Here is a 553-nt window from a genome sequence, read left to right on the forward strand (position 1 = left end):
GGCGTCTTCAGCTCATGGGAGGCATTGGAGACGAATTTCTCCTGCCGATCATAGTTCGCCTCGAGCAGCTCCATCATCTCGTTGAAGGTGACACCCATCTCGACCAGCTCGTCGCGTGAGCTCTCCTGCAGCTCCAGTCGTCGGAACTGACCGCTGCTGCGGATGTCCCGCATCGTCGCTGTCATCGCGGCGATCGGCTGCATGATCAGCCGACCGAGCAGCCGGCTCGACAGCAGCACCGGGATGAGCGCCAGCGACGTCATCGCCAGCAGCACGATTCGCAGCGTCTGCAATGTAGCCTGACGATCCCCGAGATGGTGGAGGAGCTGGATCTCGACAACCTCGCCTGCCGTCCAGATGACCGGCACGGAGACGGCCGCATAGAGCTGCCCGTCATGACGGATCGTACCCGCTCGACGCTCGGTCGCGTAACGGGCCGGCAACTCCATCAGCGACTCCTGCCCAGGCGAGGTGATGCCCGGATAATCGATGCCGCTGTCGCCGACGATTCGGACCATGCCGTCGACCGGCACATAGCTGCGCAGCGCCTCCG

1 protein-coding gene is annotated in these 553 nt (G+C 63.8%); it reads right to left on the reverse strand.

Going from position 1 to position 553, the window contains the following annotated elements:
- A partial coding sequence (locus PA598K_RS34820) for a HAMP domain-containing protein (RefSeq protein ID WP_128661278.1) occupies positions 1 to 553 on the reverse strand: 553 nt, incomplete at both ends.

The organism is Paenibacillus sp. 598K, assembly GCF_003851045.1.
Lineage (GTDB): Bacteria > Bacillota > Bacilli > Paenibacillales > Paenibacillaceae > Paenibacillus_D.